Source organism: Streptomyces sp. NPDC058246 (assembly GCF_042881985.1).
Classification (GTDB): Bacteria; Actinomycetota; Actinomycetes; order Streptomycetales; family Streptomycetaceae; genus Streptomyces.
In genome coordinates, this window is record NZ_JBHVWZ010000009.1 from 250,080 (window position 1) to 268,450 (window position 18,371).

Genomic DNA, 18,371 nt, shown 5'->3' on the forward strand with positions numbered 1-18,371 from the left:
ATTGGACAGAACCACGGGGAGGAACCGTGTCCGGATTCGTCGAAAAGCCCGAGCCCCGCGAGGTGCCGGGTTTGGTGCATCTGCACACCGGCAAGGTGCGCGACCTGTACCAGAACGAGGCGGGCGACCTCGTGATGGTCGCCAGCGACCGTATCTCCGCCTTCGACTGGGTGCTCCCCACCGAGATCCCCGACAAGGGCCGCACCCTCACCCAGCTCTCCCTGTGGTGGTTCGACAAGCTCGCCGACCTGGTGCCCCACCACGTCCTGAGCACCGAACTCCCGCCCGGAGCCCCCGACGACTGGGCGGGCCGCACCCTGATCTGCAAGTCCCTGCGGATGGTCCCGGTGGAGTGCGTCGCGCGCGGCTACCTCGCCGGCTCCGGCCTCGTCGAGTACAACGAGTCCCGCACCGTCTGCGGCCTCGCCCTCCCGGAGGGTCTCGTCGACGGCTCGGAACTCCCCGCGCCGATCTTCACCCCCGCCACCAAGGCCGCCGTCGGCGAGCACGACGAGAACGTCTCGTACGAGGAGATCGCCCGCCAGGTCGGTGCCGAGACCGCCGCCCAGCTGCGCCAGACGACCCTCGCCGTCTACAGCCGCGCCCGCGACATCGCCCGCGACCGGGGCATCATCCTCGCGGACACCAAGTTCGAGTTCGGCTACGAGGGCGAGACCCTGGTTCTCGCCGACGAGGTGCTGACCCCGGACTCCTCCCGCTTCTGGCCCGCCGACGTATGGGAGCCGGGCCACCCGCAGCCCTCCTTCGACAAGCAGTACGTCCGCGACTGGCTGACCTCCCCCGAGTCCGGCTGGGACCGCAAGAGCGAGCAGCCGCCGCCCGCCCTGCCGCAGCACATCGTGGACGCCACCCGCGCCAAGTACATCGAGGCGTACGAGCGCCTGACCGGCACCAGCTGGAGCTGAGGCGACCAAGAGCACACGAAGAAGCCCCCGGCCTGAGGCCGGGGGCTTCTTCTGTGGAGCGGACGACGAGGCTCGAACTCGCGACCTCAACCTTGGCAAGGTTGCGCTCTACCAACTGAGCTACGTCCGCACTGCGCCGTGGCGCGAAAGCAACTATACCCAACCTCGCTCCCGCGCGAGCCGCACCGCCGCATGACGGTTCTCCGCCCCGAGCTTCGACGCGGCCGACGACAGATAGTTCCGTACGGTCCCCTGGGACAGCGCCGCCCGCTCGGCGATCTCCGCGACGGGCGCCCCGTCGGCGGCGAATTCGAGCAGCTCGGCCTCGCGCGCGGTCAGCGGCGAGTTCCCGGCGGAGATCGCGTCGGCGGCCAACTCCGGATCCACGTAACGGTTTCCCGCATGCACCGTACGAATGATCTCCGCGAGCCGTTGCGCACTGACCGTCTTCGGAACGAACCCGCGTACACCCGCCGCAAGCGCCCGCTTCAGATGCCCCGGCCGCCCATGACTCGTCACGATCAACACCTGACAGCCGGGCAGTTCGGCCCGCAGTGCTGTGGCCACGCTCACACCGTCCGCCCCCGGCATCTGGAGATCCAGGACGGCGACATCGGGCTCATGCGCCCGCGCCATCGCCAGCGCCTCGGGCCCGGTCGCCGCCTCGGCCACCACGACCAGGTCGTCCTCCAAGGCCAGCAGCGCGGCGAGCGCTCCCCGGATCAGATGCTCGTCGTCGGCGAGCAACAGACGCACGGGCGGTACGGACGTCATGGCGTGACCTCACTCACTTGCTGCGGGACGATGGAAGGAACCGCCCCCGCCTCCGGCACGAAACTCCCGGCCGACGCTTCTGCCGCCGGCACGGAAGTCCCGGCCGACGCTTCTGCCTCCGGCACGGAACTCCCGGCCGACGCCTCTGCCGCCGGCACCGATACTCCAGCCGCATCCCCTGCCGACTGCACCGGCACCCCGGCCGCATCCCCAGCCGACTGCACCGGCACTCCGGCCGACTCTGCCGACTGCACCGGCACCCCGGCCGCATCCCCTGCCGCCGGCAGCGGTACCTCTGCCGTCAGACGGAACACCCCGTCCCCTGTGGGCCCGGCCCGCAGCACGCCGTCCACCTCCGTCAGCCGCTCCCGCAGTCCCGCGAGCCCGGAGCCCCTCCTCGGTTCGGAGCCTCCGCCCGGCTCGGGCGCCGGCTCCCCCGTGTCCGGCACCCCGTCGTTCTCGACGGTGAGAGTCACCCGCCCCCGTGCGACCCGCAACGACACCGCACACCACTCCGCGTCCCCGTGCCGCAGCACGTTCGTCGTCGCTTCCCGTACGACCCAGCCGAGCGCCGACTGCACCTGTGGGGGCAGCCCGGTCGCCGAGCCGCTGACCTCGCAGTCGATGCCGGCGGCCGTCAACACACCTTGCGCACCCGCGAGTTCGACGCCCAGGTCGGCCTCCCGATAGCCGCGTACGACCTCGCGCACCTCCCGCTGCGACTCCCGCGCTATCCGCTGCACCTCGGTCATCTGGTCCACGGCCTCCGGCCGTCCGCGTCGGGCCAGCTGCACGGCGAGCTCGCTCTTCAGCGCGATCACCGCCAGATTCCGGCCCATCACGTCGTGCAGATCGCGCCCGAAGCGCAGCCGCTCCTCGGCGACGGCGAGGCGGGCGCGGGTCTCGCGGGCCTCGTCCAGTTCATAGACGGCGTTGAGCAGCCAGACGGAGAAGGCGGCGGTGAAGGTGAGGAACCCGGCGGCGAGCATGACCAAACCGGCGGTGATCACCGCGGCGGGGCCGGGAAAGCCCAGAGGGAACGACACCGCTCCAGCGCCCAGGGTCGCGCCGATCACCACGTGCGTCATCCGACGTCGGTTGCGCGTTCCCAGCGCGATCGTGCCGGTGCCGAACGTTATGACGCCGATGAACAGGGTGGACGCCACGCGGACCTCGTCCTCACTGGCCGGGCGCCACTCGGTGCCCGACAGCATGACTGCCACGATGGCGATCACGGACGTGCCCACCGCCAGCGCCATCAGCATGCGCCCGGGCTGCTCCCGGGTTCCGCGCGCCCAGTCCAGCGCCCTCGAAGCGGTCACGGCGCAGAGCCCCGCGTGTCCACAGACCAGCAGGAAGAGGCACCAGGCCATAGTCCGCGAGACGCTCCCGAAGACGGGCAGTCCCATCGAGACGACCTCGATCACGGCGAAGAAGTGGAACGACCACCGTGTGTACGTCTCGACCTTCGCCGGTGTGCTCTTCCCCCGCCACCATCCCGCCGGCCTGCTCACACCCACCCCCGGGCCCGTGGTCACCGCCGCGGCTCCCAGCGGAACCGCCGTCGTACAGCAAACACCGCGAGCACGATCCAGGCCACCGCCGTAGCGAGGGCGCCCAAGGCGTCGTGTGCGGAGAGGTCGCCGGTCCAGCCGCCGCGTATCAGGGTGATCACCGGGGTCAGCGGCAGCAGTTCGCAGGCGGAGGCGAGTCCGTCGGGCATCGTCTGAAGGGGGATGAAGGTGCCCGAGCCGAGCAGTGACAGCAGCATCAGGGGCATGGCGGCGACCTGGGCGCCCTCCACGCTCTTGCTGAAGTTCGCCGTGACCGCCGCGAGAGGGGGCCACATCACCAGGCCCAACAGCAGTCCCAGGACGGCGAAATGGGGCGCCTGGGGTGCTCCGACGTCCAGGAGCGCGGCGCACGCGACCGTGAGGACGAGGCACTGCACCAGCCCTATGGCGACCGACGGCAGCGCCGCGCCGGCGAGGATCTCGGCGTCCCGCAGCTCCCCGGTGCGCAGCCGCTTGAGGACGAGCTCCTCGCGGCGGGCCGCGTACACACTCACCAGTGAGGTGTAGACCGCGAAGAGGAGCGAGAAGCCGACGGAGGACGGCAGGACGACCGAGCCGACCGAGAGCCCGGTGCCCTTCAGGTCCATCTGATCGACCGTCCCGCGCAGGCTGAACGGCAGGGTCAGCGGCACGAACACCGCGGCGGCGAGCGTCGCCTTGGTCCGGCCCAGCAGGGTCAGCTCGGCGCGGGCCAGCGCGCCCATCCGCCGCGCGGCGGTGGTCGTACCGGCACCCGAACCCGGATGCCCGTGCACGTCGGTCGGGGCTGTCGCGCCGCTCATGCCGCCGCCTCCCTCTGCTGCGAGCCACCCGCACCGCCGGCGTTCCCCGCCGCCGCGTCCCGCGCGATCCGCAGGAACGCCTCTTCCAGCGAGGCCGACCGCACATCGAGCCCCCGCAGCTCGACCCGCTCCCTCGCGGCCCACAGCAGGAGGGCGGTGGCGGTGCGCTGCAACGCGTTGGTGCGCAGCTTGATGACGCGGCCCGCCGTCTGGTGGTCGCTCACGCCGAGTTCGGCGAGCGGGGGCAGATCTCCGAGGAAGAAGCCGTCGGGCAGCTCGAAGGAGATCCGGGACGGCTGGGAGGCGGTCACCTCGGCCGGAGTGCCCGAGGCCGCGATGCGCCCCTCGTGGAGTATCGCGAGCCGGTCGGCCAGTTCCTCGGCCTCTTCCAGGTAATGGGTGGTCAGCAGCACCGTCGTACCGTCGTCGCGCAGCGCGCGCACCAACTCCCAGGTGCTGCGGCGTCCTTCGGCGTCGAGTCCGGTCGTCGGCTCGTCCAGGAAGAGGACCTCGGGACGGCCGAGGAGCGCGAGTGCCAGGTCCAGGCGCCGCTTCTCGCCCCCGGACAACTGCTTGACCCGTACATCGGACCGGCGCGTCAGGCCCACCAGGTCCAGCGCCTCCGCCGTGGGCCGCGCTCCGCTGGTGCAGCCCGCCCACATCCGTATGGTCTCCGCGACCGTCAGCTCGGAGGGGAAGCCGCCTTCCTGAAGCATCACGCCGACCCGGGGGCGGACGGCCGCCCGCTCCTCGTACGGATCGTGGCCGAGGACCCGCACGCGTCCGCCGGCCGGAGGCGCGAGGCCCTCCAGCAGCTCGACCGTGGACGTCTTGCCCGCGCCGTTCGTCCCCAGTAGCGCGAAGAGTTCTCCGCGGCCCACGGAGAACGTGACCCCGCACACCGCCTCGAAGCCTTTCCCGGCTCCGCGGTCTCCCCCGTGCGCACGGCGATCTCCCCCGTAAACACGGCGCAGATCCGTGACCTCGATCACGTCATCGTGCTCATCGTGCCTGTTCTCGTTCATGGAAACAGCGTCCCCGCGGACGGGACCCGGCAGCAGTGCGCGGTGTCATCACTCCGCATGACAAATGTCAGCAGGGCGGTAGCCGTACGGAGGGGAGGGGAGGGGAACAACAAAAAGCCCCGGTCGATGACCGGGGCCTCCGTGCTGGAGCGGACGACGAGGCTCGAACTCGCGACCTCAACCTTGGCAAGGTTGCGCTCTACCAACTGAGCTACGTCCGCATTGCCGCCGACCGGCTTTCACCGATCGGTGCGAGCACCACCTTACCTGATCCACAAGAGTGGTCGGTAAGGGTTGCAGAGCGGGTGACAGGAATTGCACACTGCGCCTTCCCCCTGGAAGGGGGATGTTCTGCTACTGAACTACACCCGCGTGACTCCTTGGGGGTTCGTCCTTTCGGCCTTGCCCCTCGGCGTGCTCCAGACTCTAGCTGATCAGCTGGGGGTCAGCGCAAGTCGGCTGTTCCCAGGGCCCGGTGACGGGCCCTCGCGGGCGACCCGGCGGGACCCGGGCGGACCGGAGGGCCCGGAGCCCGGGGTCAGTGCGCCTCGGCGAACGCCTCGTAGACCTTCTTGGGGATACGCCCGCGCGGCGGCACGTCCATCTTGTTGGAGCGGGCCCAGGCGCGGACGGCGGCCGGGTCGGGGGTCAGCGCGGTGTGGGTGTACGCCTTCCCGGACTTCGACTGCTTGCGGCCGGCCTCTACGTAGGGAGCGAGCGCCTTACGCAGTTTCTTGGCATTGGAGGGATTGAGGTCGATCTCGTACGACTTGCCGTCGAGTCCGAAGGCGATCGTCTCCGCCGCTTCTGAGCCGTCGATGTCGTCAAAGAGAGTGACCACGACACGCTGCGCCACGAATATCGGTCCCTTCGTGCGACACCTCTGCGATCACGTCATGACGTGCTCGGACGTCACGGAGTTGTCGGGGAGATGTCGACTGTCCGGCTGTTATTGGGCAAAGTATCGGCTAATGCCAATTCCTTTGTACAGTGCCCGGCATTGCATTGTGAAGCCCGACTAAATCCTTCCGCGTGTCCGGAGGCAATGGGGTCCCGTCGCTCTTCTGCGGTTTTTCCCAGGATTTTCCGTGCCGGCCCCCGCGTCGATGCGGGATCGTGATCGGGCTCACGTAGGATTCTACGAATCTACGCGAGTAGAAATTTTGTGCGGGTAGTCTGAAGGGACCTGCTCAGCACCACACACCGGGAGTGCCAGTGGCACGCGTCGTAGTCGACGTCATGCTCAAGCCGGAGATCCTCGACCCCCAGGGCCAGGCGGTGCAGCGTGCACTGCCGCGCCTCGGTTTCGAAGGCGTCTCCGACGTACGTCAGGGAAAGCGATTCGAACTGGAAGTGGACGGACCGGTGGACGACGCCGCGCTCGCCCGCATCCATGAACTGGCGGAATCCTTCCTCGCCAACACCGTGATCGAAGACTTCACCGTGAAGGTGGAGGACGAGAAGGTGGAGGCAGGAAAGTGACTGCTCGTATTGGAGTCGTCACCTTTCCCGGCAGCCTCGACGACCGTGACACGCAGCGCGCGATCAAGCTCGCCGGCGCCGAACCCGTCGCTCTCTGGCACAAGGACAAGGACCTCAAGCAGGTCGACGCCGTGGTGCTCCCCGGCGGTTTCTCGTACGGCGACTATCTCCGGGCCGGTGCCATCTCGCGCTTCTCGCCCGTGATGGAGTCCGTCATCGGGCAGGCGAAGTCCGGAATGCCGGTCCTCGGTATCTGCAACGGCTTCCAGATCCTCACCGAGGCGCACCTCCTCCCCGGCGCGATGCTCGGCAACAACCACCTCCACTTCATCTGCCGCGACCAGAAGCTGCGGGTGGAGAACGCGGAGACCTCCTGGACGACGGACTACGAGTCCGGCCAGGAGATCCACATTCCGCTGAAGAACATGGACGGGCGGTACGTCGCCGACGAGCACACCCTCGACATGCTGGAGGCGGAGGGCCGGGTCGCCTTCCGGTACGTGGACTTCAATCCCAACGGCAGCCTTCGGGACATCGCCGGGATCACGAACGAGGCCGGGAACGTGGTCGGTCTCATGCCGCACCCCGAGCACGCCGTCGAGCCCCTCGTCGGCTCCGGCCGCACCGACGGCCTCCCCTTCTTCACCTCGATCCTCAAGAAGCTGGTCAACGCATGAGCCGCACGCCTCTGGACACGGTCGAGAACGCGGCCGCGACCCCCGACGTCGAGCTGCCCTGGGCCGAGCTGGGCCTGAAGAAGGACGAGTACGAGCGGGTCGTGGAGATCCTCGGCCGCCGCCCGACGGGTGCCGAACTCGCCATGTACTCGGTCATGTGGTCCGAGCACTGCTCGTACAAGTCCTCGAAGGTCCATCTGCGCCAGTTCGGCGAGAAGGCCCCGCAGTCCGACGCGCTCCTCGTCGGCATCGGTGAGAACGCCGGTGTCGTCGACGTCGGCCAGGGCTACGCCGTCACCTTCAAGGTCGAGTCGCACAACCACCCGTCGTACGTCGAGCCCTACCAGGGCGCGGCCACCGGCGTCGGCGGCATCGTGCGCGACATCATCGCGATGGGCGCCCGCCCGGTCGCGGTCGTCGACCCGCTCCGCTTCGGTGCGGCCGACCACCCGGACACCAAGCGGGTCCTGCCGGGTGTCGTCGCCGGCATCGGCGGCTACGGCAACTGCCTGGGCCTGCCCAACATCGGCGGCGAGGTCGTCTTCGACGCCTGCTACCAGGGCAACCCGCTCGTCAACGCCGGTGCCATCGGCGTCATGCGGCACGAGGACATCCACCTCGCGAAGGCGTCCGGCGCGGGCAACAAGGTCATCCTGTACGGGGCCCGCACGGGCGGCGACGGCATCGGCGGCGCCTCCATCCTGGCCTCCGAGACCTTCGACGACGCCAAGCCGTCGAAGCGTCCCGCGGTCCAGGTCGGTGACCCCTTCCAGGAGAAGCTCCTCATCGAGTGCACCCTGGAGGCGTTCGCCGAGAAGCTGGTCGTCGGCATCCAGGACCTGGGCGCGGCCGGTCTGTCGTGCGCGACGTCCGAGCTCGCCTCGAACGGCTCCGGCGGCATGCGCGTCACCCTCGACGACGTACCCCTGCGCGACTCGACCCTCTCGCCCGAGGAAATCCTCATGAGCGAGTCGCAGGAGCGCATGTGCGCGGTCGTGGAGCCGGCGAAGGTCGACCGGTTCCTCGAGATCTGCGACAAGTGGGATGTCATCGCCACGGTCATCGGTGAGGTCACCGACGGCGACCGCCTGGAGATCTACTGGCACGGCGGCAAGATCGTCGACGTCGACCCGCGCACGGTCGCGCACGACGGCCCGGTCTACGAGCGCCCGTACGCCCGTCCGGAATGGCAGGACGCGCTCCAGGCGGACGACGCGAACAAGCTGCCGCGGCCGGCGACCGGCGAGGAGCTCAAGGACCAGGTCCTCAAGCTGGTGAGCTCCCCCAACCAGGCCTCCAAGTCCTGGATCACCTCCCAGTACGACCACTTCGTGCAGGGCAACACGGTGCTGGCGCAGCCCGAGGACTCGGGCATGATCCGCATCGACGAGGAGACCGGACTCGGCGTCGCCATCGCCACGGACGGCAACGGCCGCTACGCCAAGCTCGACCCGTACACGGGTGCGCAGCTCGCGCTCGCCGAGGCCTACCGCAATGTCGCGACGACCGGCGCCAAGCCGCTGGCCGTCTCCGACTGCCTGAACTTCGGCTCGCCCGAGGACCCGGCCGTCATGTGGCAGTTCGCCGAGGCCATCCGTGGTCTCGCCGACGCCTGCCAGCAGCTGGGCACCCCGGTGACCGGCGGCAACGTCTCGCTCTACAACCAGACCGGCGAGGCCGCCATCCACCCGACTCCGGTCGTGGCCGTGCTGGGCGTCATCGACGACGTCGCCCGGCGCACGCCCGTCGCCTTCCAGGAGGAGGGGCAGCTGCTCTATCTCCTCGGCGACACCCGTGAGGAGTTCGGCGGTTCGGCCTGGTCGCAGGTCGTCCACGACCACCTCGGCGGTCTGCCGCCGCAGGTCGACCTGGAACGCGAGCGGCTGCTCGCCGAGATCCTCATCTCGGCCTCCCGCGACGGCATGATCGACGCGGCGCACGACCTGTCCGACGGCGGTCTCGTCCAGGCCGTGGTCGAGTCGGCGCTGCTCGGCGGCAAGGGCGCGCGCCTGATCGTCCCCGACGGCCTGGACGCCTTCACCTTCCTCTTCTCGGAGTCGGCGGGCCGCGCGGTCGTCGCCGTCCCGCGCTCGGAGGAGCTCCGTTTCAACGACATGTGCGGTGCGCGCGGCCTGCCCGTCACGCGTATCGGTGTCGTCGACGGTGACACGGTCGACGTCCAGGGCGAGTTCGCGCTCTCGCTGGACGAGCTCCGGACGGCCCACGAGGGCACGATCCCGGCGCTGCTCGCGTAGCACTCGGCAGTCGTACGACGATGATGGCCCCGCCCGGGAAACGGGCGGGGCCATCATCGTGTGACCGTCAGGCGGGGACCGCCGGACCGGGATCCGACCCTCAGGCCGGGACGGGCTCGGGCCGGTGCGCGGGCTGATCGGTGTCCTCCGGCCGCCCGGGCCTGGGCAGCCACAGCGCCAGCACGGCGGCCAGCGTCATCAGCGCGGCGCCGCTCCAGAACACCACGTCCGTCGCGGAGACGAAGGCGCGCACGCCCTCGGCGTGGGCCGTTCCGGTCAGCCGGGCGAGCGCGTCGACGTCGCCGCCGGGGCCGTCGGCGGCGTAGAGACGGGCCAGGACGCTGCCGAACACGGAGGCGCCGAGGGCGCCGCCGAGGGTCTGGAAGAACCGGATTCCGGTGGTGGCGACGCCGAGCTGGTGGCGTGGGGCGGCGAACTGCACGAGCAGGATCAGCTGGCCCATGAGTTGCCCCAGCCCGAGGCCCATCAGCAGCAGGGCGGAGCGGACCAGCCACAGGGAGGTGGCCGGGCCGGTCGTGGCGGCCAGGAAGGCGAAGGCGAGCGCGGTGGTGGCCGTGCCGCTGAGGGTGAAGGTCCGCGCCGACCAGCCGCGGGCCGTGAGCCTGCCGGTGAGCAGGCCGGCTGTCGCCATGCCGACCGCCATCGGGAGCAGGTAGAGGCCGGCGGAGGAGCTGGTGAGACCGCGGGCGATCTGCAGGTAGATGAGCACGTAGTAGATGGCGCACATCATGGCTGCGCCCAGGATGGCCTGGATCGCGAAGCCGAGGCGCAGTTCGCGGACCCGGAACAGGGAGAGCGGGAGGATCGGTTCGGCCGTGCGCGTCTGCCGCCACAGGAACAGGGCGAGGGCCGCGGCGGCCGTGGCGATCAGACCGACGACGACCGGGGACGACCAGGCGTACCGGTGGCCGCCCCAGTCGGTGACCAGGAGCAGGGCGCTGGAGAACGCGGCCGCGAGCGCGGCGCCCGGATAGTCGAGCGGGCGGCGCACCGGGTGGTCGGGGAGTTTGAGGACGAAGGCGGAGGCGGCCAGGACCGCGACGCCGACCGGCAGGTTGACGTAGAAGATCCAGCGCCAGCTCGCGTGATCGGCGAGCAGACCGCCGATCCATGGGCCGATCGCCATGCCGGCGCCCGCGACGAGTCCGCCGGCGCTGCCGCCCTTGCCGGTGCCCTCTTCGTCCGGGCCCTTGAGGTGGGCGATCACCACCATCGTGACGCTCATCAGTCCGCCGCCGCCCAGACCTTGTACCGCGCGGGCCGCGATGAGCTGGTCCATCGACTGGGCGGCGCCGCAGAGAGCGGAGCCGACGAGGAAGGTGGCGATCGCGCCGGTGAAGACGCGCTGGGCGCCGAGGGTGTCGCAGAGCTTGCCGTACAGGGGCAGCATCGCGGCCGACGCCAGTGCGAACGCGCTGACCAGCCAGGGGATCTTGTCGACGCCGTGGACCGGATCGAGGTCCCGGACGATCGGGACGGTCGCCGCCGACACGATCTGCAGGTCCAGGACGGCCAGCACGATCGTGACGAGACAGATGAGGAAGCCGATTTTGCGCTGGGTCTCGGTCATGGGCCTCACCCTGCCCGAGAAGTGTGTACCCAGTCAATGTTTTATCTCGGCTCAAATTTCATCCAGGTATATTGGGCGCGAGTACAGTGGTCCCATGGCTGAAGCGATGGGGCTGCGCGAGCGCAAGAAGCACCAGACGGCGATGCGGATCTACCGGACCGCGATCGCCCTCTTCACCGAGCGGGGCTTCGGCAACGTCTCGGTGCAGGAGATCGCCGACGCGGCCGAGGTCTCGAAGATGACCGTGTTCAACTACTTCGGCACCAAGGAGGACTTGGTCTTCCGGCCGATGGAGGACCACTTCGGTGACGTGGCCCGCGCCGTGCGCGAGCGCGAGCCGGGGGACTCCGCGGTGGACGCCGCGCGCCGGCAGTTCCTGGACATGGTCGAGGCCCGCGACCCCTCGATCGGCCTGCACAGTGAGCCCCTCGCCCGCACGGTGCGCCGACTCGTGATGGAGACCCCGGCCCTGATGGAGCGCGCCTTCCTCGCCTCCCAGAAGGGGACCCGCGATCTGGCCGCCGTCCTTGCCGAGGAGACCGGCGACACGATGCTCGCCACGGTCGCCGCGGCCACGCTGAGCGCCGCCCGCAATGCCCTCGTAGAGGAGCACCACAGTCGTATCGAGGCGGGCGAGAGCCCGGACGCGGTGGCCGCAGGCGCCGCCGAGCGCGCCCGGCGCGCCTTCGACCTGGTCGAAAAGGGCCTCAGCGGGTACGCCGTCAAGCTCTAGGCTGGCGACCATGCCCCCCGCCAAGAAGCGCACCCGTAGCTACGACTCCGCCAAGATCCGCGCGGCGGTGCTCACGCAGTTCGGGCATGTACGGGACGGTGTGCGCACCCTGAGCGAAGAGCAGTTGGCGCGGCCTTCCCGGCTCGGGGACTGGAGCGTGCGGGAGCTGGCCGCGCACATCACGACGGCCGTCGAGAGTGTGAGCCGCAACCTCGACCGGGACGAACCGCCGAAGCCCGAGCTCGGCCTGCTGGAATGGCCGTTCGCCACCGCCGCGCGGGCCGGGGACATCGCCGACGGCACCCGCGAGCTCGCCGGGCGGAACCCCGACCTCGACGCGCTCTACGCCCGCACCGAGCGGCGCTTCACTGAACGCCTGGCCGATGCCCCCGACGGCCGGCTGCTCGGTGCCCGCACCGGTGCCATGACCCTCGCCGACTACCTCGTCACCCGGACCGTCGAGCTCGTCGTGCACACCGACGACCTGAACCGCGCCGCGGGCACTGAGATCCCCTTCGACCGGCAGGCCCTTGCCGCGTGCACCCGGCTGCTTGCCGACGCGCTGGCCGTGAAGGCACCGGGGGCGTCGACGGAGGTGCGGATTCCGCCGTATGCCGTGGTGCAGTGCGTGGCGGGGCCGCGGCATACCCGTGGCACACCGCCGAATGTCGTCGAGACCGATCCGCTGACGTGGATCCGGCTGGCGACGGGGCGTGTGGCCTGGTCGGCGGCGCTGGAGGATGCCGACGTCAGCGCGAGCGGGGAGCGCGCGGACCTCGGGGGGCTCCTTCCCTTGATGGGCTGAGCCCCCGGCATTGCCGCCCGCCCGCGCAAGGCTTCTTTCGCCCCCGCCGCCCCCGCCGCCCCCGCCGCCCCTGCCCTCCCCCAAGCTCTCGGCTTCGCTAGAGCAGGGGGGACCCCCATCGCACCTGGGGCTCCGCCCCAGACCCCGTTCGCGCAGTTCCCGCGCCCCTGTTCAGGGGCACGGAGAGCTGCGCAATCCACGAGGGAACCGACCACCCCACCCCTCCCGTCACATCGGCATGGACAAGCAGCGACTGACGCTCACCGCCCTGACCCTGCTTCCGCTCGCGGTGGCCTGTGGCACACAGCCGGGCAGCGGCAGCAGCTCCGTGGGAGCGGGCTCGACCCCCACCAACGGCGTCCACGCGTCCCCCGTCACCGGCGTCCACTGGACCGTCGACAGCCTCACCGTGGACGGCAAGACCCGGAAGGCACCCGGCAGCGCGTATCTGCGGATCACCGAGGACGGCCGCGTCAGCGGCAACCTCGGCTGCAACGGATTCGGCTCGACCGCCACCGTCAAGGGCGACCGGGTCGACTTCGGGGAGATCGCGATGACCGACATGGGATGCCAGAAGGGGCCGATGAGCTTCGAGGAGAGCCTGGGCCGCACCTTCGGCGGCGGCGCGATGACCACCGAGGTCAAGGGCGACGGGCTGACGCTCACCACCGACGCAGGCGATCGGGTGAGCCTGACCAAGGAGAACGACGCGTCCCTCTACGGCACGAAGTGGACCGTCACGGCGCTCGGCGACGAGAACGTGTCCCGGTCCCTCCCGAAGGGCGTCGAGGGCAAGGCGTACTTCGTGTTCGACAAGGAGCACGGCACCCTCTCCGGCAGCCTCGGCTGCAACCACGCCTCCGCCAGGGCCACCGTCCGCGATGGACATATCACCCTCGGCGCCGCCAAGACCACCCGGATGATGTGCGACGGCTCACTCATGGACACCGAGAAGACCTTGCTGGGCCTTTTCGACGGCACGGTCGTATACGAGCTGGATCACCGCTCCCTCACGCTGACCAGCGCAAACGGCGATGTCGTCAGTGCTGTGGCGGGGGAGTGATCCATTAAGGCCGCGTATCCCCAATTCGGACCAGTGGTCGATCTCGCCTACACTCGGAGCCGTGCCACGTGGTGACGGTCGACTCAATCATGATCTGCTCCCCGGTGAGAAAGGCCCCCAGGACGCTTGCGGCGTCTTCGGTGTCTGGGCTCCGGGCGAAGAGGTCGCCAAGCTCACTTACTTCGGGCTCTACGCCCTCCAGCATCGGGGTCAGGAATCCGCGGGAATCGCGGTCAGCAACGGCTCCCAGATCCTCGTCTTCAAGGACATGGGCCTCGTGTCCCAGGTCTTCGACGAGACCTCCCTCGGTTCGCTCCAAGGTCATATCGCGGTCGGTCACGCCCGCTACTCGACCACCGGTGCCTCCGTGTGGGAGAACGCCCAGCCGACGTTCCGCGCCACCGCGCACGGTTCCATCGCGCTCGGCCACAACGGCAACCTCGTCAACACGGCGCAGCTCGCCGAGATGGTCGCCGACCTGCCCAAGCAGGACGGCCGCACCACCCGCGTGGCCGCCACCAACGACACCGACCTGCTCACCGCGCTCCTCGCGGCCCAGGTCGACGACGACGGCAAGCCGCTGACCATAGAAGAGGCCTCCGCCAGGATCCTCCCGCAGGTCAAGGGTGCCTTCTCCCTCGTCTTCATGGACGAGCACACCCTCTACGCGGCCCGCGACCCGCAGGGCATCCGCCCGCTGGTCCTCGGCCGTCTGGAGCGCGGCTGGGTCATCGCCTCCGAGTCCGCCGCCCTCGACATCTGCGGCGCCGCCTATGTGCGCGAGATCGAGCCGGGCGAGTTCGTCGCCATCGACGAGAACGGTCTTCGTACGTCGCGATTCGCGGAAGCGAAGCCCAAGGGCTGCGTCTTCGAGTACGTCTATCTGGCCCGCCCCGACACGGACATCGCCGGCCGGAACGTGTACCTCTCGCGTGTCGAGATGGGCCGCAAACTCGCCAAGGAAGCCCCCGTCGAGGCCGATCTGGTCATAGCGACCCCGGAATCCGGCACGCCCGCCGCGATCGGTTACGCGGAGGCCTCCGGCATCCCCTTCGGCGCCGGCCTGGTCAAGAACGCGTACGTCGGCCGGACCTTCATCCAGCCCTCGCAGACGATCCGCCAGCTCGGCATCCGTCTGAAGCTCAACCCCTTGAAGGAAGTCATCAAGGGCAAGCGCCTGGTCGTCGTCGACGACTCGATCGTGCGCGGCAACACCCAGCGCGCCCTGGTACGCATGCTCCGCGAGGCGGGCGCCGCCGAGGTCCACATCCGGATCTCCTCGCCGCCCGTGAAGTGGCCCTGCTTCTTCGGCATCGACTTCGCGACCCGCGCCGAGCTGATCGCCAACGGCATGACCATCGACGAGATCGGCACCTCTCTCGGCGCCGACTCCCTCTCGTACATCTCCATCGACGGCATGATCGAGGCCACGACCATCGACAAGCCGAACCTGTGCCGCGCCTGCTTCGACGGCGAGTACCCGATGGAGCTTCCGGACCCCGAGCTGCTCGGCAAGCAGCTCCTGGAGACCGAGCTGGCCGCGGGTCCCGCAGCCACGGCCGCGGCTGACGCCATCCGTCGCCCGTAAGCGCCGCAGAGCCCCGTAACACCAACCCGAAAGATCCCAGGCAATGTCTGCTGTATCTGATCAGTCGGCTGCGTCGACGGGCACATCCGGTGCTTCCTACGCGGCTGCCGGCGTCGACATCGAGGCGGGCGACCGCGCCGTAGAGCTGATGAAGGAGTGGGTGAAGAAGACGCGGCGCCCCGAGGTCCTCGGCGGCCTCGGCGGATTCGCCGGCCTCTTCGACGCCTCCGCCCTCAAGCGGTACGAGCGTCCGCTGCTCGCCTCCGCGACGGACGGCGTGGGGACGAAGGTCGACCTCGCCCGGCAGCTCGGCGTGTACGACACCATCGGCCACGACCTGGTCGCGATGGTCATGGACGACATCGTGGTGTGCGGCGCCGAGCCGCTCTTCATGACCGACTACATCTGCGTGGGCAAGGTCCACCCGGAGCGCGTGGCGGCCATCGTGAAGGGCATCGCCGAGGGATGCGTGCTCGCGGGCTGCGCCCTGGTGGGCGGCGAGACGGCGGAGCACCCGGGGCTGCTCGGTCCGGACGACTTCGACGTCGCGGGCGCGGGCACCGGTGTGGTCGAGGCCGACCAGCTGCTCGGCCCGGATCGTATCCGTACGGGTGACGCGGTGATCGCCATGGCGGCCTCCGGTCTTCACTCGAACGGGTACTCGCTCGTCCGGCATGTCCTCTTCGACCGGGCGCACCTCAGCCTGGACCAGCACATCGAGGAGTTCGGCCGCACGCTCGGCGAGGAGCTGCTCGAACCCACCAAGATCTACTCGCTGGACTGCCTGGCGCTGACCCGGACCACCGAGGTGCACGCCTTCAGCCACATCACCGGCGGCGGACTCGCCGCCAACCTGGCCCGCGTCATCCCGGACGGCCTGCACGCCGTGGTGGACCGCGAGACCTGGACCCCGGCACCGGTCTTCGACCTCGTCGGCAGGACCGGTCAGGTCGAGCGCCTGGAGCTGGAGAAGACGCTGAACATGGGCGTCGGCATGATCGCGATCGTCCCCGAGGAGTCCGCGGACGTGGCCCTCGCCACCCTGGCGGACCGCGGTGTGGACGCCTGGATCGCCGGTGAGATCACCGAGCGGGGCGACCACGCCACGGGCGCGGAGCTCATCGGCGACTACGCCGAGTAGTCCCCGGGACCGTCCGGGGCGCCGCCCCGGACGGCAGTCCAGGACCCGCGGCCCCCGTCTGACGGCAGCACAAAACCCGGTCCGGCGCGTATCCGCTCCGGACCGGGTGAAGCGCTGCTAGACAGTCAAGCGCCGCGGCGCTGCTGTGACGACGGACCGGACTCGTCGTCCTCGTCCTCGTCGTCGTTGTACAGATCCGCGTACTGGGCGTACGGGTCGTCTTCCTCGTCGTCGTCCTCGAACGGCTCGCCATTCGGCGGCTGGCTCGAAGTCGAAGCGCCCAGCTCGTTGGCCAGACGCGACAGGTCTGTCCCGCCGCTGTTGTACTTCAGCTGGCGGGCGACCTTCGTCTGCTTGGCCTTGGCCCGGCCGCGCCCCATGGCTCGACCCCCTCGGTGACGGGGCTCGACGGCCCCAGAGTCTTGACACGCGTTCATGATCTGGAACGGGCTCTCCGTGGAGAGACCGGTCCGTAGGGCTTCCACGGTACCTGAGCCCGCGCCCATACGGTACGTCGCCCGCAGGACGCGCGTGTGCACAGAACCCGCGAGGAGCCCCGTCCTCGCTGGTCAACCGCGATTTTAACCTCTTCTTGGCGTACGACCCGCCGACGGACGTGAGAGTTCTCTCCCGTACCGCCGACGGGTACCCCTCGTACGTCAGCGGCGCCGGGCCTCCGCCATCCGCTGCTCGGCGATCCGGTCGGCCGCGGCGGCCGGCGGAATGCCGTCGTCCTTCGCACGTGCGAAGATGGCCAGCGTGGTGTCGAAGATCTTCGCGGCCTTCGCCTTGCACCGGTCGAAGTCGAATCCGTGCAGTTCGTCGGCGACCTGGATGACACCGCCCGCGTTCACGACGTAGTCGGGGGCGTACAGGATCCCGCGGTCCGCGAGGTCCTTCTCCACCCCCGGGTGCGCGAGCTGGTTGTTGGCCGCGCCGCACACGATCCTGGCCGTGAGCACCGGCACGGAGCTGTCGTTCAGCGCCCCGCCGAGCGCGCACGGGGCGTAGATGTCGAGCCCCTCGACGCGGATGAGCGCCTCGGTGTCCGCGACGGCCGTGACACGGGCCGGGTGACGGTCGAGGATCTGGCGCACCGACTCCTCCCGCACGTCCGTGATCACGACCTCGGCGCCGTCGTCGAGCAGGTGCTGCACCAGGTGGCGGCCCACCTTGCCGACGCCGGCGACGCCGACCCTGCGGCCGCGCAGCGTCGGGTCGCCCCACAGGTGCTGGGCGCTCGCCCGCATCCCCTGGAAGACACCGAAGGCGGTCAGCACGGAGGAGTCGCCCGCGCCGCCGTTCTCGGGGGAGCGCCCGGTCGTCCAGCGGCACTCGCGCGCCACCACGTCCATGTCGGCGACGTACGTACCGACGTCGCACGCGGTGACGTAAAGGCCGCCGAGCGAGGCCACGAAGCGGCCGTACGCGAGGAGCAGCGCCTCGGACTTGATCTGGTCCGGGTCACCGATGATGACGGCCTTGCCGCCGCCGTGGTCGAGACCGGCCATGGCGTTCTTGTACGACATGCCGCGCGAGAGGTTCAGGGCGTCGGCGACGGCCTCCGCCTCGCTCGCGTACGGGTAGAAGCGCGTACCGCCGAGGGCCGGGCCCAGAGCGGTGGAGTGGATGGCGATGACGGCCTTGAGGCCGCTGGCGCGGTCCTGGCAGAGCACGACTTGCTCATGACCGCCCTGGTCCGAGTGGAACAGGGTGTGCAGTACATCAGCAGGTGCGCCGGTTACGTCGGTCACTGTGGTGACTCCCAGGTAATAAGCGGCGGTTGCGGGCGGAGTCCGTGCGGGTGGCGGGCTCCGTGGGCATGAGAGTAGAGCCTGCGCCCGCCCGCCATCGGCGCAGTGTTCAGGATCACCCACCGGCGGCCTACAGCCGTGGTTCGATTTGCATAGATTTCTCGTCAGGTTGTGAGCGGATTTCGCTGGTTTTCCCGGTGG

At 69.8% G+C, this 18,371-nt stretch carries 16 protein-coding genes, 3 tRNA genes and 1 pseudogene; 9 read left to right on the forward strand and 11 right to left on the reverse strand.

The genetic code is table 11. The annotated features are described in order from the left end of the window. Nucleotides 1–26 precede the first annotated feature (26 nt). Nucleotides 27–926, forward strand: a complete 900-nt coding sequence (locus tag ACFVXA_RS16630; protein ID WP_383745819.1) for a phosphoribosylaminoimidazolesuccinocarboxamide synthase — start codon at nt 27–29, stop codon at nt 924–926. Nucleotides 927–980: 54 nt separating this feature from the next. On the opposite strand, the gene ACFVXA_RS16635 is transcribed toward ACFVXA_RS16630, so the two are convergent. From ACFVXA_RS16635 to ACFVXA_RS16670, 8 genes and pseudogenes are all read right to left on the reverse strand, one after another. Then, nucleotides 981–1,056: transfer RNA gene (locus tag ACFVXA_RS16635), tRNA-Gly, on the reverse strand. A gap of 23 nt (nt 1,057–1,079) precedes the next feature. Continuing rightward, nucleotides 1,080–1,700, reverse strand: a complete 621-nt coding sequence (locus ACFVXA_RS16640; RefSeq protein WP_390025366.1) for a response regulator — start codon at nt 1,698–1,700, stop codon at nt 1,080–1,082. 239 nt (nt 1,701–1,939) lie between these two features. Continuing rightward, nucleotides 1,940–3,214 (reverse strand): annotated as a pseudogene (locus tag ACFVXA_RS16645) (sensor histidine kinase); the annotation flags it as partial. 20 nt (nt 3,215–3,234) lie between these two features. Next, nucleotides 3,235–4,056, reverse strand: coding sequence for an ABC transporter permease (locus ACFVXA_RS16650; protein WP_390025368.1), 822 nt, complete (start codon nt 4,054–4,056; stop codon nt 3,235–3,237). Further along, nucleotides 4,053–5,081, reverse strand: coding sequence for an ABC transporter ATP-binding protein (locus tag ACFVXA_RS16655; RefSeq protein ID WP_362029743.1), 1,029 nt, complete (start codon nt 5,079–5,081; stop codon nt 4,053–4,055). Before ACFVXA_RS16655 ends, ACFVXA_RS16650 begins: the two co-directional genes overlap by 4 nt. A 145-nt stretch (nt 5,082–5,226) precedes the next feature. Next, nucleotides 5,227–5,302, reverse strand: a tRNA-Gly gene (locus ACFVXA_RS16660). Nucleotides 5,303–5,381: 79 nt separating this feature from the next. Continuing rightward, a tRNA-Gly gene (locus tag ACFVXA_RS16665) sits at nt 5,382–5,453 on the reverse strand. 166 nt (nt 5,454–5,619) lie between these two features. Further along, entirely contained in the window at nt 5,620–5,937 is a 318-nt protein-coding gene (locus tag ACFVXA_RS16670; protein ID WP_362029746.1) for an Lsr2 family protein, read from the reverse strand. 359 nt (nt 5,938–6,296) lie between these two features. Between ACFVXA_RS16670 and purS the strand changes: the two genes are divergently transcribed. Genes purS through purL form a run of 3 tightly spaced genes read left to right on the forward strand, consistent with a single transcriptional unit; the run spans nt 6,297 to nt 9,495 of the window. After that, nucleotides 6,297–6,563, forward strand: coding sequence for a phosphoribosylformylglycinamidine synthase subunit PurS (gene purS / locus ACFVXA_RS16675; RefSeq protein ID WP_153289764.1), 267 nt, complete (start codon nt 6,297–6,299; stop codon nt 6,561–6,563). Then, nucleotides 6,560–7,240 carry a phosphoribosylformylglycinamidine synthase subunit PurQ gene (gene purQ / locus ACFVXA_RS16680; protein WP_362029750.1) on the forward strand — a complete coding sequence of 227 codons (681 nt, stop codon included), beginning with the start codon at nt 6,560–6,562 and terminating at the stop codon, nt 7,238–7,240. Before purS ends, purQ begins: the two co-directional genes overlap by 4 nt. Beyond that, nucleotides 7,237–9,495: a phosphoribosylformylglycinamidine synthase subunit PurL gene (gene purL / locus ACFVXA_RS16685; protein ID WP_362029753.1), complete on the forward strand. Its 2,259-nt coding sequence runs from the start codon at nt 7,237–7,239 to the stop codon at nt 9,493–9,495. The genes purQ and purL overlap by 4 nt, the downstream gene beginning before the upstream one ends. A 100-nt stretch (nt 9,496–9,595) precedes the next feature. Here purL and ACFVXA_RS16690 read toward each other — a convergent pair whose 3' ends face one another. Continuing rightward, nucleotides 9,596–11,086 carry an MFS transporter gene (locus tag ACFVXA_RS16690; protein WP_389465159.1) on the reverse strand — a complete coding sequence of 497 codons (1,491 nt, stop codon included), beginning with the start codon at nt 11,084–11,086 and terminating at the stop codon, nt 9,596–9,598. A gap of 94 nt (nt 11,087–11,180) precedes the next feature. Between ACFVXA_RS16690 and ACFVXA_RS16695 the strand changes: the two genes are divergently transcribed. The 5 genes from ACFVXA_RS16695 (at nt 11,181) to purM (ending at nt 16,416) form a co-directional block, all read left to right on the forward strand. Further along, nucleotides 11,181–11,819 carry a helix-turn-helix domain-containing protein gene (locus tag ACFVXA_RS16695; protein WP_362029756.1) on the forward strand — a complete coding sequence of 213 codons (639 nt, stop codon included), beginning with the start codon at nt 11,181–11,183 and terminating at the stop codon, nt 11,817–11,819. Nucleotides 11,820–11,829: 10 nt separating this feature from the next. Further along, complete coding sequence (locus ACFVXA_RS16700; RefSeq protein ID WP_390025371.1) at nt 11,830–12,624, forward strand: sterol carrier family protein; 795 nt, start codon at nt 11,830–11,832, stop codon at nt 12,622–12,624. 238 nt (nt 12,625–12,862) lie between these two features. Continuing rightward, entirely contained in the window at nt 12,863–13,687 is an 825-nt protein-coding gene (locus ACFVXA_RS16705; RefSeq protein WP_362029762.1) for an META domain-containing protein, read from the forward strand. 61 nt (nt 13,688–13,748) lie between these two features. Then, a complete protein-coding gene (gene purF, locus ACFVXA_RS16710; RefSeq protein ID WP_362029765.1) occupies nt 13,749–15,275 on the forward strand; it encodes an amidophosphoribosyltransferase in 1,527 nt (508 codons plus the stop codon). Nucleotides 15,276–15,318: 43 nt separating this feature from the next. Then, nucleotides 15,319–16,416 carry a phosphoribosylformylglycinamidine cyclo-ligase gene (gene purM, locus ACFVXA_RS16715; protein ID WP_362029767.1) on the forward strand — a complete coding sequence of 366 codons (1,098 nt, stop codon included), beginning with the start codon at nt 15,319–15,321 and terminating at the stop codon, nt 16,414–16,416. A gap of 125 nt (nt 16,417–16,541) precedes the next feature. Here the strand turns inward: purM and ACFVXA_RS16720 are convergent, their stop codons facing one another. Both ACFVXA_RS16720 and ACFVXA_RS16725 read right to left on the reverse strand, forming a co-directional pair. After that, nucleotides 16,542–16,796, reverse strand: a complete 255-nt coding sequence (locus ACFVXA_RS16720; protein ID WP_005315345.1) for a DUF3073 domain-containing protein — start codon at nt 16,794–16,796, stop codon at nt 16,542–16,544. A 279-nt stretch (nt 16,797–17,075) separates the two neighbouring features. Next, nucleotides 17,076–18,170 (reverse strand): Glu/Leu/Phe/Val dehydrogenase dimerization domain-containing protein, encoded by a 1,095-nt coding sequence (locus tag ACFVXA_RS16725; protein WP_362029771.1) that lies wholly within the window; start codon nt 18,168–18,170, stop codon nt 17,076–17,078. Between the last annotated feature and the right edge of the window lie 201 nt (nt 18,171–18,371).

Coding starts and splice junctions, on each gene's coding strand:
- ACFVXA_RS16650 (WP_390025368.1), bottom strand. CDS start 4,056: ATGAGCGGCGCGACAGCCCCGACCGACGTGCACGGGCATCCGGGTTCG.
- ACFVXA_RS16655 (WP_362029743.1), bottom strand. CDS start 5,081: ATGAACGAGAACAGGCACGATGAGCACGATGACGTGATCGAGGTCACG.
- ACFVXA_RS16640 (WP_390025366.1), bottom strand. CDS start 1,700: ATGACGTCCGTACCGCCCGTGCGTCTGTTGCTCGCCGACGACGAGCAT.
- purL (WP_362029753.1), top strand. CDS start 7,237: ATGAGCCGCACGCCTCTGGACACGGTCGAGAACGCGGCCGCGACCCCC.
- purM (WP_362029767.1), top strand. CDS start 15,319: ATGTCTGCTGTATCTGATCAGTCGGCTGCGTCGACGGGCACATCCGGT.
- ACFVXA_RS16695 (WP_362029756.1), top strand. CDS start 11,181: ATGGCTGAAGCGATGGGGCTGCGCGAGCGCAAGAAGCACCAGACGGCG.
- ACFVXA_RS16700 (WP_390025371.1), top strand. CDS start 11,830: ATGCCCCCCGCCAAGAAGCGCACCCGTAGCTACGACTCCGCCAAGATC.
- ACFVXA_RS16720 (WP_005315345.1), bottom strand. CDS start 16,796: ATGGGGCGCGGCCGGGCCAAGGCCAAGCAGACGAAGGTCGCCCGCCAG.
- ACFVXA_RS16705 (WP_362029762.1), top strand. CDS start 12,863: ATGGACAAGCAGCGACTGACGCTCACCGCCCTGACCCTGCTTCCGCTC.
- ACFVXA_RS16690 (WP_389465159.1), bottom strand. CDS start 11,086: ATGACCGAGACCCAGCGCAAAATCGGCTTCCTCATCTGTCTCGTCACG.